At 71.8% G+C, this 13,922-nt stretch carries 13 protein-coding genes; 7 read left to right on the top strand and 6 right to left on the bottom strand.

Features of this window, described 5'->3' with window-relative positions; translation table 11 throughout:
* Positions 1-97: 97 nt before the first annotated feature.
* From ehuA to GCE65_RS07830, 4 genes are read right to left on the bottom strand one after another with little or no spacing between them, the layout of a single operon-like run.
* Positions 98-886, bottom strand: coding sequence for an ectoine/hydroxyectoine ABC transporter ATP-binding protein EhuA (gene ehuA / locus GCE65_RS07845; protein ID WP_227993228.1), 789 nt, complete (start codon positions 884-886; stop codon positions 98-100).
* Positions 870-1,526 carry an ectoine/hydroxyectoine ABC transporter permease subunit EhuD gene (gene ehuD / locus GCE65_RS07840; protein WP_153877994.1) on the bottom strand — a complete coding sequence of 219 codons (657 nt, stop codon included), beginning with the start codon at positions 1,524-1,526 and terminating at the stop codon, positions 870-872. The genes ehuA and ehuD overlap by 17 nt, the downstream gene beginning before the upstream one ends.
* Positions 1,523-2,242, bottom strand: coding sequence for an ectoine/hydroxyectoine ABC transporter permease subunit EhuC (ehuC, locus tag GCE65_RS07835; protein WP_227993231.1), 720 nt, complete (start codon positions 2,240-2,242; stop codon positions 1,523-1,525). Before ehuC ends, ehuD begins: the two co-directional genes overlap by 4 nt.
* 2 nt (positions 2,243-2,244) lie before the next feature.
* Positions 2,245-3,195, bottom strand: a complete 951-nt coding sequence (locus GCE65_RS07830) for a transporter substrate-binding domain-containing protein (protein WP_153877993.1) — start codon at positions 3,193-3,195, stop codon at positions 2,245-2,247.
* A 323-nt stretch (positions 3,196-3,518) separates the two neighbouring features.
* Here GCE65_RS07830 and GCE65_RS07825 point away from each other — a divergent pair, with 323 nt between their 5' ends.
* Positions 3,519-4,271, top strand: a complete 753-nt coding sequence (locus GCE65_RS07825) for a GntR family transcriptional regulator (protein WP_194164940.1) — start codon at positions 3,519-3,521, stop codon at positions 4,269-4,271.
* A 55-nt stretch (positions 4,272-4,326) separates the two neighbouring features.
* Here the strand turns inward: GCE65_RS07825 and GCE65_RS07820 are convergent, their stop codons facing one another.
* The gene (locus GCE65_RS07820) at positions 4,327-5,544 is read right to left on the bottom strand and encodes a phosphotransferase family protein (RefSeq protein WP_153877992.1); all 1,218 of its coding nucleotides are present in this window, start codon (positions 5,542-5,544) and stop codon (positions 4,327-4,329) included.
* Positions 5,545-5,737: 193 nt separating this feature from the next.
* On the opposite strand from GCE65_RS07820, the gene GCE65_RS07815 reads away from it, so the two are divergent.
* From GCE65_RS07815 to GCE65_RS07805, 3 genes are all read left to right on the top strand, one after another.
* Positions 5,738-7,153: a multidrug effflux MFS transporter gene (locus GCE65_RS07815; RefSeq protein WP_153877991.1), complete on the top strand. Its 1,416-nt coding sequence runs from the start codon at positions 5,738-5,740 to the stop codon at positions 7,151-7,153.
* 74 nt (positions 7,154-7,227) lie between these two features.
* Positions 7,228-8,415 carry an MFS transporter gene (locus tag GCE65_RS07810; RefSeq protein WP_194928867.1) on the top strand — a complete coding sequence of 396 codons (1,188 nt, stop codon included), beginning with the start codon at positions 7,228-7,230 and terminating at the stop codon, positions 8,413-8,415.
* Entirely contained in the window at positions 8,412-11,312 is a 2,901-nt protein-coding gene (locus tag GCE65_RS07805) for an FAD-binding and (Fe-S)-binding domain-containing protein (RefSeq protein WP_153877989.1), read from the top strand. Before GCE65_RS07810 ends, GCE65_RS07805 begins: the two co-directional genes overlap by 4 nt.
* On the opposite strand, the gene GCE65_RS07800 is transcribed toward GCE65_RS07805, so the two are convergent.
* On the bottom strand, positions 11,297-11,890 hold the full coding sequence (locus GCE65_RS07800; protein WP_153877988.1) for a DUF4126 domain-containing protein: 594 nt from the start codon (positions 11,888-11,890) through the stop codon (positions 11,297-11,299). The genes GCE65_RS07805 and GCE65_RS07800 overlap by 16 nt on opposite strands.
* 79 nt (positions 11,891-11,969) lie before the next feature.
* On the opposite strand from GCE65_RS07800, the gene GCE65_RS07795 reads away from it, so the two are divergent.
* The 3 genes from GCE65_RS07795 to GCE65_RS07785 all read left to right on the top strand — a co-directional run bounded on the left by GCE65_RS07795 (position 11,970) and on the right by GCE65_RS07785 (position 13,920).
* Positions 11,970-12,572, top strand: coding sequence for a CDP-alcohol phosphatidyltransferase family protein (locus GCE65_RS07795; protein WP_228760166.1), 603 nt, complete (start codon positions 11,970-11,972; stop codon positions 12,570-12,572).
* Between the two features lie 115 nt (positions 12,573-12,687).
* Positions 12,688-13,509 (top strand): DUF881 domain-containing protein, encoded by an 822-nt coding sequence (locus GCE65_RS07790; RefSeq protein WP_153877986.1) that lies wholly within the window; start codon positions 12,688-12,690, stop codon positions 13,507-13,509.
* 78 nt (positions 13,510-13,587) lie between these two features.
* A complete protein-coding gene (locus GCE65_RS07785; RefSeq protein ID WP_152818098.1) occupies positions 13,588-13,920 on the top strand; it encodes a small basic family protein in 333 nt (110 codons plus the stop codon).
* Positions 13,921-13,922 lie beyond the last annotated feature (2 nt).

Genomic DNA, 13,922 nt, shown 5'->3' with positions numbered 1-13,922 from the left:
CCGCACGCGTCCGCCGTCCATTCCGGCGCGCGAGCGCCCGTGGCCCGGCGCGATTCCATTCGCGCCGGGCCACGGGCCGGATCGGGGTGGGGAGCCCTCAGGCGTTGAGAACGGCCGAGAGGAAGTCCCGCGTTCGCTGCTGGGTCGGGGCGGTGAAGATCGTCTCCGGATCCCCCTCCTCGACCACCTTGCCGCCGTCGAACATGAGCACCCGGTTCGACACGTCCCGCGCGAACTGCATCTCGTGGGTGACGATGAGCATCGTGATGTCCGTCGTGCGCGCGACCTCGCGCAGGATGTTGAGCACCTCCCCGACGATCTCCGGGTCGAGGGCCGAGGTCACCTCGTCGAGGAGCAGGATATCGGGTTCCATCGCCATCGCCCGGGCGATCGCGACCCGCTGCTGCTGCCCGCCGGACAGCTCCGACGGGTGCGCATTCTCCTTGTCCGTCAGGCCCACCTTCTCGAGCAGCTCGCGGCCCGTGGCGATGGCCTCCGCCTTGCTCTTGCCGAGCACGTGCACGGGCGCCTCGATGAGGTTCTGCATGACGGTCATGTTCGGGAAGAGGTTGAAGTGCTGGAACACCATCCCGATCCGCTTGCGCATGATGTTCTTGTGCTTCTCCCGCAGCTCCACCCGCTTGCCGTCGCGGTCCTCGTGCGTCAGCGGCTGGCCGTCGATGTAGATGAAGCCCTCGTTGGCCTCCTCGAGGGTCATCACGAGGCGCAGGATCGTGGTCTTGCCCGAACCACTGGGCCCGATGAGCGTGACCCGGTCGCCCTTGGTCACGGTGAAGTCGAGGTCGTGCAGCACGACGTTGTCGCCGAAGCGCTTCTCCACCTTGTCGAAGCGGATCGCGGGTTGGGCATCAGGTTGTGAAGGCAAGGCGCTTCTCCAATCGGCCGATGAGCAGTGAGGTCGGGTAGCTGGCGAGCAGGAAGATGACGCCCGCCAGGGTGAAGGCCTCGACATACCGGAAGTGGTCGCCGCCGTAGGTCAGTGCCGCCCGCACCAGTTCGACCACGGAGATCGAGATGAGGAAGGGGGTGTCCTTGAACAGCGAGATCACGTAGTTGCCGAGGGAGGGGATGGTCGCCCGCAACGCCTGCGGGATGATGACGGCGGTCCAGGTGCGGCCCGTGGACATCGACAGGGCCCTGGTCGCCTCCCACTGCCCCCGGGGCACGGACTCGATGCCCGCCCGGTACACCTCCGCCATGTAGGTGGCGTAGTGGATGCCGAAGACCACGACGCCGATCGTCAGCGGCGAGAGCTCGAGGAAGAACGCATAGGCGAACATGAGCTGGACCACGATCGGGGTCATGCGGATGAAGTTCACCACGAAGCCGAGGATCGCCGGGATCGGCTGCGGGGCCGTGCGCCGCAGCACGGCGATGACGAGGCCGAGGATGGCGGCGATGATGCTGCTGAGGACGGTCACCACGAGGGTGGCGGTGAGGAATGCCTCGAGCAGGTGGGGGAGTGCCTCCCAGGCGGCGCTCCAGTGCCAGAGGGAACCGTTCACGAGGCCACCTCCGGCTGGCGCGGACGTCGGAAGCTCAACGCCTGACGCAGCGACTCGCCCTGCCCGAGGCGATGCTTCGCGCGCACCTCGAGCGCGTTCATGATGAGGGTGAGCACGTAGGCGAACACGAAGTACAGCAGCAGGCTCACGGTGTAGGCGAAGATCGTTCCGGTCGAGTGCCGCAGCTTGTCCGTGGCGTAGGTGAGGTCGGTCAGGGTGATGAAGCTGACGATCGCGGTGCCCTTGAGCAGCTGGATGAGCAGGTTCGTGAGCGAGGGGATCATCAACGCCCACGCCTGCGGGAAGATGATCCGGAACATTCGGCCCCACCGGCCCAGGCTCAGCGCCTTCGTGGCCTCCCACTGCCCCTGCGGCACCGAGTTGATCGATCCGCGCACGACCTCGGCGCCGTAGGCGCCGTAGTTGAGGCCGAGGCCCGCGATGCCCACGAGCACCGCGGGCAGTTCGACCCCGACCTGCGGGAGCACGAAGAACAGGAAGAACAGCTGGACCACCAGGGACGTCCCCCGGAAGAACTCGATCACCACCCGCGCGAAGCCGCGGATCGCCAGCTTCTTCGAGCGCGCCATGAGGCCGAGCACGATCGCGAGCACGATCGCCAGGGCGGCGCCGCCGATGGTCAGCAGGACGGTGATCTTGAATCCGTCCAGGATCATCGGCAGCGCCCCCTGGAGCGCTGAGAGCTTGTCGCCCAAGGTCAGCTCAGATCACTCAGGTCACCGGAGCACAGCTGCTCGGTGGTCAGGTCCGCCGGCGGCAGGTTCTCGGCGGTGAAGCCGTAGTCGCCGACGAGGCCCAGGTAGGTGTCCACGTCCGAGGTGATCCCGGACAGCGCCTCGTTGTAGGCCGCGAGCAGCGCGGTGTCCTCCTTGCGGAACACGGTCGACCCGGCACCGATCTGCTTGACGTCGTCGATCACGGCGACGAAGGCCGGGGTGACCTCCACGCCCGCGTCGGGGGAGTTCGTGGCCATCCAGTTGAGCGAGATCGCGGTCATCGCGAACGCGTCCGCCCGGCCGTTGGACACGGCGTCCATGCCGTCCTGGGCGTTGTCGACCTTCATGGTGTTGCCGATTCCCAGGTCGTCCGCGTATCCGGATTCGATCCCGCCCGCGAGCACCGCGAGCTTGACGTCGCCCGCGTCGACGACCGAGTGCAGGTCCGACAGCCCCTTCGGGTTCCCCTCGGGAACCATGAGCGCCGTCGTGTACATGATCTCCGGATCGGAGAAGGCGGCCTGCGCACACCGGTCGGGCAGGATCGACATGCCCGCGCTCACCGCGTCGAAGCGGCCGGCGTTGAGGCCCGGGATGAGCGAGTTCCAGTCGACCTCGACCACCTCGATGTTCGGGATGCCGACCTCCGGGAAGATCTTCTCGTGCATCGCGATCGTGGCGCCCTGCGGGGTGCCGTCGTCGCCGACCCAGGAGTAGGGCCGCTCGTCGGCGATCGCGAGCTTGATCGTGCCCTCGTCCCGGAGACGGTCGAGCGTTCCCGATCCGCCGGCGTCGCCGGAGGTCTCGCCGCCATTGGTCTCGCCACCGGTCGTCTCGCCCCCGGAGCCTGAGTCGGACCCGCACGCTGCGGTCATTCCGAGAGTAAGGGCGGCCACGGCGGCCAGTCCTGCGAACTTGAGTCGCTGAGTCATCGGTTTCCTCTTTCGGTTTCCAGGGGCCCAATCCCCTCACGCCCCTGCCAGGCGCGGGGTCCGAACCCGAGTGCGGTGTGGCCGTGACCCACCATATGCACATCTCTGGACAGGCGGATAGTCTGCAAGGCAGAGTGTCTGATTGTATACAAACTTGTTATAGTCGGTGGACGGCGAGCCGGTCGCTCCGGACAGCCCGTGACCTCATGAGGGCCGACGCGGGCGTGCGCAGGCGCGCATGGATCCGCTACGCGCTGCACGGAGCGGGACGCCCATAATGTGATTCGTGCCGGGCCGTGCCCGGGAGGATCGAAGGGATGCACATGTCAGTCTCCAGCTCACGAACGGCCGCGCCGGTCTCCGTGTTCCGGGTCCCGCGGACCTCGACCGTCGACCTCATCGCCACGGAGCTGCGGAACGCGATCTTCTCGGGTGCGCTGGCCGTGGGAACGCCGATCCGGGAGGTGGAGATCTCGCGCCAGCTCGGCGTGAGCCGCAGCCCGCTCCGGGAGGCCACCCAGCGACTGCTGCAGGAGGGCGTGCTCACCGCGACCCCGGGGCGGGGCCTGCGGGTGAGCAAGATCGGCCCCGACCACCTGCCCGATCTGTACTCCGCACGCGACGCGATCGAGTCCCGGGCGATCCGGATGATCGTCGACGCCAGGGACACCGACGCGATCGCCGCGCTCGAGGCGAGCTACGACCTGCTCGTCGCGGCGTCCGCCGGCACCGACGCGCGCTCGATCGGCGACGCGGACCTGGCGTTCCACCAGACCCTCGTGGACGGCGCCGGCAGCCGCCGGCTGTCGCACTACATGGCCACCCTCGCCCTCGAGACGCGGATCGCGAGCCTCTCGGTACCCGAGGGATACGCGGTGCGGCGGACCGTCTCGTCGACCTACGAGGAATTGTTGACGGCGCTGCGCGGGTGGGACGCCGATCGCGCCAGTGCCGCTCTGCGCGAGCAGTTCGCCGCGGCCATCGCCCGGCTCACCGGCCACGCCGCCTCGGTCGAGACGGTCGAGAGCTCGCCCGAGGAGGAGACGCCCACCGTCGGGCCCCTCGGCGCGCACTGACCCCCGCGCCGGGTGCGCGGGAACGTCGACACCCGTCCGGCCATGCCCACCCGCGTCAGGCGTGCACGGCGGGGGACTGTTCGTGCTCGCTCACGAGGCCGTGGGCCGCGAGGAACAGGTCCGTCGTCCCTGCCGTGTCGGCCTGCCGGATCGCGTGGCCGAGCAGATGGGTCGCGGTGACGGCGACGACCCGGTCCGGGAATCCCGGATCGGCCGGGCGCGCCCACGTGCCCCGCCAGGCAACCGCGAGCTCACGCACCCGCGCCGCCGCCGGCGCCCGATCGGAATGGTCCAGGTGCCGTCCGAGCACGAGGAGATGGGCGAAGAGCGCGGCGGCGTCGTCCGCGGGATCGCCGGACCCCGCCGTGTCGATGTCGAGCACGCCGGTGATCGCTCCCGGATCGGCCGGATCCACGAAGATCTGGCCCACGTGCAGGTCGGCGTGGATCGTCACCTCGGGAACGGGGGCGCTGCGGCCGCGGGCCAGCAGCCGGTCGATCCGCACACCGAGGGCCTCGATGTGGCTCGCGTACTCCGGCAGCGCCTGGGAGACGTGGTCGACGTACCAGTCGACCCGTTCGACCAGGGAACGACGGGCCCTCTCCTGCGAGGGCACGGTCGCGATCCGCTGCACGAGCGCGGAGACCTGGGCGATGAAGGTGTCGGGAAGCTCGCCACAGATGCTCTGCGCCTCGACCCCCGGCAACGCCGCCAGCGCGAGCAGCCCGTCGTCGCTCCAGCCGAGCACGCGCGGGACGAGCACGCCGGCGTCCTTGAACGCCTGGTGGCGGGCGACGAGCGGCTCCGCCCGGCCGGGCCGGACGACCTTGAGGAAGACGGGCGTCGGCGCGGCGTCCACCCGGATGACCGCACGCCGTCCCGGGCGATAGGAGACGACCTTGAGGTGCGGCTGGTCCACGTCGATGCCGATCCGGGCGAGCAGCCGCTGGGCGGCGCTTCGGAACACGGTCGCCTCGAGGGCCGGCAACGCGGGATCCTTCGGATAGAGCCACACGGCCACGGTCTGCCCGGTCGAGGGGTCGGTCACCCGGAAGACGCCCTCGCGCTCGCCCGGCTCCGGATCGGTCTCCACGAACACGGTGTGCTTGACCGTGGCGCCGGCGGCCGTGGTGACCTCGAGGTCGAATCCCTTCACCTCACCCCCGCGGGCGGGCTCGGAGACGGTCGCCCGCCAGCTCTGCAGCGATCCCTGCAGCGCGCCGGCGATCGCCTCGAGCAGGGCGCGAGTCGGCTCATTCCTCTGTGGGCGCATGCTCCCACTGTGCTGCCTGCGTGTCGCCTTGGCTACCACCGACACCCGAGCTCCTCGCCTCGAGCGACCGCAGCGGCGGCCGGTCGGGGGCCATGCCGGCACCGCCCGGCCCCGAGTCCGCGGGGTCGTATCGTTTCGATCGGTGTGCCAGACTGGTTCTGTCAGACGTCCCGCCTGCTTCGAGGATCCACCGATGGCCCACGCTGCCCGAGCCGCGCGACGCTCCACCCGTTCGACCGCGGACCGGACCGACGGTCGAAGCGCCCGGCGGCCGGAGTCCGCGCGCCGGACCGGGAGCGGGGCCAAGCGCCGGACCGGCCGGCTCGCCGCCGCCCGCTCGACCCCGCTCCCGCGCGGACCGGAGCTGAGCCGCCGCCAGCTCGTCCGGATCACCCTGCTGCTGGGCATGATGACCGCGCTCGGCCCCGCCACGGTGGACATGTACCTGCCGGCGCTGCCGCAGCTGGAGAGCGAGTTCCTCACCTCGACCGCGAGCGTGCAGGCGACCCTGACCGGCTCCCTCCTCGGCATGGCGTGCGGGCAGCTTCTCATGGGCCCGCTCTCGGACACGATCGGTCGGCGCCGCCCGCTGCTCGCGGGGGTCGGGGTGCACGTGCTCTCCTCGTTGGCCATGATCGGCGCCCCGACGATCGGGGTCCTCATGGCGCTGCGGGTGCTGCAGGGCTTCGGCGCGGCCTCGGGGGCCATCATCGCGTTGGCGATCGTGCGCGACCTGTTCGTGGGCCGGGGCGCCTCGACGATGCTCTCCCGGCTCGTGCTCGTCACCGGGATCGCCCCGGTGCTCGCGCCGGCCGTGGGCGGCTTCATGCTCTCCTTCACCGGCTGGCGCGGCATCTTCCTCGTGCTCGCGGCCGTCTCGCTCGTGGTCATCGTGCTGTGCGGACTCGCCCTGCCGGAGACCCTGCCGCCCGAACGCCGCATTCCCGCCGCCCCGCGGGCGATGGCCTCGACCGTGGGCATCCTCGTGCGTGATCGGATCTACGTCGGCGCCCTGCTCACGCAGGCCCTCATGTTCGCCGCGTCGTTCTCCTACGTCTCGGGGATGTCGTTCATCCTCCAGGACGGGTACGGCCTGAGCCCCGGCGAGTTCGGATACCTGTTCTCGGCCGGAACGTTCGGCATGATCGCGATGAGCCAGGTCAACCCGATCCTGCTGCGCCGCTTCTCCCCGGGGCACGTGCTCGTCATCGGCCTGGCCGGAGTCGTGGCCATGGGGGCGACGATGACGGCCCTCACCTCGCTCGAGATCGCCGACATGTGGGGCCTGATCGTCCCGCTGTGGGCGGCGCTCGCCTTCCAGCAGCTCATCACCCCCAACGCCCAGACGATCGCCCTGGCCCATCACGGTCACCGGGCCGGCACGGCGGCCGCCTTCCTCACCGCGAGCACGTCGGTCGCCGGCGCGCTCGCCGCGCCGCTCCTCGGGTTCGTCGGCACGACGGCGGTCACCCTCGCGGTCGTCATGCTCGGCTTCTACGTGCTCTCGGCCACCGCCACCGCGACCCTCGTCCGCCGCTCGGGGATCCGGGCGAGCGACGTGGACGGCCCCCCGGTCATCCCGCCCGCCCGCGACTCGACGGAGTCCTAGCTCGCCCGGGCGGCACCGATCCGGCCGCACGGCACCGATCCGCCGGCACGGTCCGGATGCGTCACACTGTCACCATGTCGCCCGATTCGCTCTGGGGTCTCCCGCAGATCCGGGCCGTGTGCCTCATGGCGTTCGCGGGGATCTCCAGCTTCGCCGTCATGCTCGCCGCGCTGCCGGTCTGGGGCGTGGGCCACGCGGTGCCCGCCCACCTCGCGGGCACGATCACCACCGTCATGCTCGCGGCCACCGTCCTGACCCAGGTGGTCTCGCCGGCTCTCATGCGCCGGTTCTCGCTGCGCGGCCTGCTCGTCTGGGGACTCGTCCTGCTCGGCCTGCCCGCCCCGCTCTACCTGTGGGCGACGGCCCTGCCCGGCCTGTATGCCGTCTCCGCCGTCCGAGGCGTGGGCTTCGGGCTGCTCACGGTGACGGCGGCCCTCGCGATCCAGGTCGCCGCGCCGCCGGGGCGCCAGGGGGAGGCGATCGGGCTCTTCGGCCTCGCGGGCGCGATCCCGACGATGATCGGGGCCGCGATCGGGGCGGGCCTCACGCTGAGCGGGAACTTCGGGTGGGTGTGCGTCATCGCGGCCACCCCGCTGCTCGGCCTCGCGGCGGCCCGGGGCGTGACCGCCGACGGCACGGCACCGGGCGGGGCGGGGGAGTCCCTGCCCATGCGGATCGCGCTCCGCCGCCTCGTCGTGCCCGTGGTCCTGCTCTTCGCCGCGACGGCCGCCGGGGGAGCGGTCATCACGGTCGTTCCGCTCGAACTCACCGGCTCCGCCCGGGCCGCCCTCGTGCTGCTCGTGTTCGGGGCCGTGACCGCCTACGCCCGCTGGCGCATCGGCCGGTTCACCGACCGCCGCGGGCATCGCCTGGTGCCGCAGACCCTCACGGTCATCGGCGCCGCGGGGATGGCCGTGGCCGGGTGGGGCTTCGCCGCCGCGTCGGTCCCGCTGCTCCTCGCCGGCGCCATCGGCACCGGGATCGCCTACGGCGCGCTCCAGTCGGTCACCCTCGACCTCGCCTTCTCCCGCGTGCCCGCCGGTCAGGCGCCGATCGCCAGCGCCACCTGGAATGCGTTCTTCGACGCCGGCACGGCCACCGGCGCGGCCGTGTTCGCCGCCGTCGCCGCCGGCTCGGCGGGCGGGGCCGGTTCGATGCTCGTGGGCACCGGCCTCTTCCTCCTCGTCGGACTCGCGACCGTGCGCTCCGCCCTGGCCCCCTGGCTCGAACGTCGCCGCGGGCCTGGGAGGATGGAGCCATGACTACGGGGTCCGGAGAACAGCCGATCGATCGTTCCGTCGCCCGGGCGCGGCACCTCCTTCCCGGCGCGGTCGAGACCGGGATCTCCCGCCGCCTCGCCCTCGCCCACGACGCCTCGCACTACCTCCTCACCCCGGCCGCGGTGGTCACGGCCACGAGCAGGGACGACGTCGCTCGCCTCCTCGCCGCGGGTGCCGGTCCGCTCACCTTCCGCTCGGGAGGGACGAGCCTGAGTGGGCAGGCGGGCACCTCGGCCATCCTCGTCGACGTCCGGCGCCACTTCCGCCGCGTCGACGTCCTCGACGACGGCCTGCGGGTCCGGGCCCAACCGGGGGCGACCGTGCGATCTGTCAACGCCCGGCTCGCCCGGCGCGGGCGCAAGCTCGGCCCGGACCCCGCGAGCGAGGCCGCCTGCACCATCGGCGGGGTGGTGGCCGACAACTCCTCGGGAATGGCCTGCGGGACCGAACAGAACACCTACCGCACCCTCGATTCGGCCGTGCTCGCGCTCGCCTCGGGGACGGTCGTCGACACCGGCTCGCCGACCGCCGACGCCGATCTCGCCCGATCCGAGCCCGAGCTGCACGCCGGGCTCGCCCGTCTCCGTGACGAGCTTCGATCCGACCCGGAGTCCGTCGCGCGGATCGAGGCGATGTTCGCGATCAAGAACACGATGGGGTACGGCCTCAACGCCTTCCTCGACCACGACGATCCGGTGGACATCCTCGCCCACGTGGTCGTGGGTTCCGAGGGCACCCTGGCGTTCGTGGCCGAGGCGACCTTCCACACGGTGCCGCTGCTGACCCACACCGCCACCGCCCTGCTCACGTTCGCCGATCTCGCGGATGCGACCGCGGCGCTGCCGGCACTCGTCGCGGCCTCGTGCGCGACCATCGAGCTCCTCGACGCCACGTCGCTGCGCGTGGCCCAGCGCGACCCGCGCGCACCCGAGCAGCTCCGCCGACTCGACGTGACCGACCAGGCGGCCCTGCTCATCGAGTTCCAGGAGGCGGATGCGGCCGAGCTCACCGCCCGGTGCGCCGCGGCCGCCCGGGTGCTCGATTCGCTGCCGCTGCTCTCCCCGCCGGACCTCACGACCGAGCCGATCCGCCGCGGCGACCTCTGGCACATCCGCAAGGGCCTGTACGCGAGCATCGCCGGCAGCCGCCCGCCCGGAACGACCGCCCTGCTCGAGGACATCGCCGTGCCGGTCGAACGGCTCCGGGCCACCTGCCACGGACTGCACGAGCTCTTCGACCGGCACGGCTACGCCGACGCGGTGATCTTCGGGCACGCCAAGGACGGCAACGTCCACTTCATGATCACGCCCGACCTGGCCGATCCGGATGCCCTCGCCTCGTACTCGCAGTTCACCGACGACCTGGTCGACCTCGTGCTCGCCGCGGGCGGAACGCTCAAGGCGGAGCACGGCACCGGGCGGACGATGGCACCGTTCGTGCGGCGTCAGTACGGCCCGACCCTGCACGAGGCGATGGTCCGACTCAAGCACCTGGCCGATCCCCGCGCCCTGCTCAATCCCGGCGTGCTCCTGACCGACGACCCCCACGCCCATCTCGCCGACCTCAAGTGGAGCCCGCCGGTCGAGGTCGAGGTCGACCGGTGCGTCGAATGCGGCTACTGCGAACCGGTGTGCCCGAGCCGCGACCTCACGCTCACGCCCAGGCAACGGATCGTGCTCCGCCGGGAGCTGGTGCGCGCCGAGGAGAACGGCGAGGTCGAGCTCGCGGATCGGCTGCGCTCCGACTTCGCGTACGAGGGCGTGGACACGTGCGCGGTCGACGGCATGTGCCGCACCGCCTGCCCGGTCGGCATCGATACCGGCGATCTGGTGCGCAGGCTGCGGGCCGAGCAGGCCTCCGCCCTCGCCGGCGGACTGTGGTCGGCGGCCGCCCGGAACTGGGACGCCGTGACGCGCGCCGGCGGTCTCGGCCTCACGGCCGCCGGCGCGCTGCCGGCGGCGCTGCCCCGCGCCGCGACCGGGCTCGGCCGCCGCATGCTCGGGGCCGACACGGTACCCGAGTGGTCGGGCGACCTGCCCCGGGGCGGCACGCGGCGCCGGCCCCGCGCCGAGGCCGATCCCGATCTGGTGTTCTTCCCCTCGTGCCTGGGAACCCTCTTCGCCCCGGAGGGCGGGGGCGACGGGTCGGGAGCCGGCGGCGCGGCCGCCGCGTTCCTGCGTCTGTGCGAGCTGGCGGGCCGCCGGGTCCGCATCCCCGCCGGGATCGGGGCGATGTGCTGCGGCACCCCCTGGTCCTCCAAGGGCATGACCGGCGGCTACGAACGGATGCGATCCCGGGTGCGCGAGGCGCTGTGGCGGGCGACCGACGCGGGCCGGCTGCCGGTCGTCGTCGATGCCGCGAGCTGCACCGAGGGACTGCTGCGGGGCGTCGGCGAGGAGATCACCGTGCTCGATGCCGTGAGCTACACCCGCACGGACCTGCTGCCCGCCTTCGCGACCGCGGGACCGGGCGAGGCGCTCATGGGGGCGCTGGAGCGCGTCGTCGTCCATCCCACCTGCGCGAGCACGGCGCTCGGGGTGACGGCCGATCTCGTCGCGGTGGCGGGCGCGGCCGCGCGCGAGGTGATCGTGCCCACGGACTGGGGCTGCTGCGGCTTCGCGGGCGACCGGGGCATGCTCCATCCGGAGCTGACGGCCGCGGCGACCGCGCCCGAGTCGGCCCAGGTGACCCAGCCGGCCCAGTCGACCCAGTCGGCCCAGGCGGCCGATCGGGGGCCGGCCGATGCCTACGTCTCGCTCAATCGAACGTGTGAGATCGGCATGTCGCGGGCCACCGGGCGCCCGTACCGGCACGTGCTCGAGGTGCTCCGGGACGTGCTCGAGGCCGCGGACCCGATCGGTGATCAGGTACGCAGCTGACGCCGGCGGAACCGCGCCCGGCGGCGGAGCGCGACGATGACGGCGACGATCGCCGCCACGACGGCGGCGACGACGAGGATCGGCACCATGATCGCGATGGCCGCGAGCGCGACCGCGGTGGCGTCCTCCATCGCGGAGGCCACGGGGGCTCCGAGCCCGGCGGTCGTGAGGTTGATCATGGCGCGCACGGCCGACTTGATCAGGTGGATGAGCAGCGCGATCGCCACGCCGAGGAGGAAGGGCACGAGCACTCGCTCATCGAACAGGTCCGGATCGGGCATCGCCACGGTCGTCGAGGTCGCCCCGCTTGCGAAGACGATGCCCCCGGAGGCGGGTCGCACGCCGGTCTGCACGATGTCGTTCAGGTGATCGACCGCGGGCACCTTGTCCGCGACGACGTCGAGCAGGAGGAGCAGCCCCATGACCGCGAGTGCCCACGGGTCCGTGAGCCACTCCCACGGGGCCGGCAGGGTGAGCAGGTCGGTGTAGCGCCCGAGCAGGCCGACGGCGAGCAGTGGGATGAACGCGTTGAGGCCGGCGGCGAGGGCGAGGCCGCCGCCGGTGAGCAGTTCCAGCACGGGCACTCCTCACGATCGCGCGGCGGGCAGGGCGGGTGTGTCGTCCGCGTCCACGGCACATGACCTAGGATGCGATGCTGTGACCTCACATTTCGATGCTGTCGACGGGGATCATCGTATCTGGACGGTTCCGAATGTCATCTCGATGGCACGGTTGCTGCTCGTGCCCGTCGTGCTCGTGCTCATCCTCAACGGCTACGGCGTCCTCGCCGTCGTCACGCTCGCCGTGGCCGGCCTGAGCGACTACGTCGACGGCTATATCGCGCGCCGCTTCGACCAGATGTCCAAGCTCGGCAAGCTGCTCGATCCGATGGCCGACCGGTTGTTCATCGCGGTCACGCTCATCGGCATGGCCGCGCGCGCACTCATCCCGTGGTGGCTCGTGGCCGCGATCGCCGCACGGGAGCTGCTCGTGGGCCTCACGCTGCCCGTCCTCGCGCGCCGAGGCTTCCCCGGCTACCCGGTCCACCTCGCCGGGAAGGCCGGCACGATGGCGCTCATGTACGCGTTCCCGCTGCTCCTGCTCGCCGAGGTGGACGGGGTCGTCGGTGAGGTGTCCTACGTCATCGGGTGGGCGGCGGTGCTCTGGGGGGTCTTCCTCTACTGGTGCGCCGGCGCGCTCTACCTCCATCAGTTCCGGGACGTGCTCCGCACGGGTGCCCGGGCGCGCCCGGCGCTCTGACCGGTCGGACCGGGCCGGGTGGGCACGGGGCCGAGGTGGGCACGGACGCCTGACCACCGGCGCATAGAATCGCCGTGGAACCGCCCGATCCCACCTAGACGCAGCGGAGGGTGCCATGGCTGAGCAGCCGCGTCGTCCCGACGCGTCCATGACGCTGCTGACCGAGGTGATGGAGCGACCGCTCGATCCCGGCTATGCGGCGATGGCCGAACGGCGGGGGAGCGGGGGCGCGCGCCCGCGCGGGTCGCGGCTGCAGGAGCTGTTCGTGCTGCTCCTGGCGATCGCGATCGGGGTCGGCGGGGTGTGGGCCGCCCGACAGCTGCGTGCCCCGGTGGACAGCGCCTTGAGTGCCCGCGGCGTGCTCGAGGAGCAGATCCGCGACCGGGTCGCGATCGCCGACGGCCTGCGGGAGGACATCGCGGGCCTGCGCGGGGAGATCAACGAGCTGCAGGCGGAGCAGGGGGACGTGAGCGAGGAGTTCCTCTCCCGCGCGCGCGATGCCGCCGTCTCGGCCGGCACGATCGCGGTGACCGGACCGGGGGTCGCGGTGACCCTGGAGGACTCGACCCGCGCCGTCGGGGGCGACGACCCGGCCCGCGTGTTCGACGTCGACCTCCAGCTCGTCGTCAACGCGCTGTGGGCCGCGGGGGCCGAGGCGATCGCCATCAACGGGCATCGCGTGAGCGCGGGCACGGCGATCCGCTCGGCGGGCGAGGCGATCCTCGTCGACCTCAAGCCGCTCGTCTCGCCCTATGAGGTCGAGGCGATCGGCGACCCGAACGGTCTGCGCACGGAGTTCGCGCGGAGCACCGCGGCCGCGCAACTGGCCACGCTCGGTTCGATGTACGGCATCGGCAGCTCGGTCGTCCAGGCCGCCGATCTCGCCCTGCCGGCGGGGACCGCGCCCAAGCTCCACTACGTCACAGAGCAGGGGTAGCCCGTGTCAGACTTGCCCCACCCCCGGCGTGGACACACGTGCGCGGGGCACCCGGGTCCGGTCGAGGAAGGAGACTGAATGGTCGCCGTCGCCGGACTGGTCATCGGCATCGTCCTCGGCCTGCTGTTCAAGCCGAACATCCCCGTGGAGCTGCAGCCCTACCTTCCGATCGCGGTGGTCGCGGCCCTCGATGCGCTGCTCGGGGCCGTGCGCGCGCGATTCGAGGCCACGTTCGACGAGCGGGTCTTCGTGACGTCGTTCCTGTTCAACGTGCTCGTCGCCTGCTTCCTCGTGTTCCTCGGCGATCAGCTCGGAGTGGGGGCGCAGTTGTCGACCGCGGTCGTGGTCGTGCTGGGCATCCGGATCTTCTCCAACGCGGCCTCCATCCGCCGCCACGTCTTCAAGGCGTGACG

This window comes from Pseudactinotalea sp. HY158 (genome assembly GCF_009660225.1).
Classification (GTDB): Bacteria; Actinomycetota; Actinomycetes; order Actinomycetales; family Beutenbergiaceae; genus HY158.
Note: the sequence above shows the minus strand (reverse complement) of the source record. Positions and strands in the feature narration are given on the sequence as shown.

Bases quoted from the DNA above. Each gene is read 5' to 3' on its own strand.
- GCE65_RS07830 (WP_153877993.1), bottom strand. From the start codon at position 3,195: ATGACTCAGCGACTCAAGTTCGCAGGACTGGCCGCCGTGGCCGCCCTT.
- GCE65_RS07825 (WP_194164940.1), top strand. From the start codon at position 3,519: ATGTCAGTCTCCAGCTCACGAACGGCCGCGCCGGTCTCCGTGTTCCGG.
- GCE65_RS07820 (WP_153877992.1), bottom strand. From the start codon at position 5,544: ATGCGCCCACAGAGGAATGAGCCGACTCGCGCCCTGCTCGAGGCGATC.
- GCE65_RS07815 (WP_153877991.1), top strand. From the start codon at position 5,738: ATGGCCCACGCTGCCCGAGCCGCGCGACGCTCCACCCGTTCGACCGCG.
- GCE65_RS07810 (WP_194928867.1), top strand. From the start codon at position 7,228: ATGTCGCCCGATTCGCTCTGGGGTCTCCCGCAGATCCGGGCCGTGTGC.
- GCE65_RS07805 (WP_153877989.1), top strand. From the start codon at position 8,412: ATGACTACGGGGTCCGGAGAACAGCCGATCGATCGTTCCGTCGCCCGG.
- GCE65_RS07790 (WP_153877986.1), top strand. From the start codon at position 12,688: ATGGCTGAGCAGCCGCGTCGTCCCGACGCGTCCATGACGCTGCTGACC.
- GCE65_RS07785 (WP_152818098.1), top strand. From the start codon at position 13,588: ATGGTCGCCGTCGCCGGACTGGTCATCGGCATCGTCCTCGGCCTGCTG.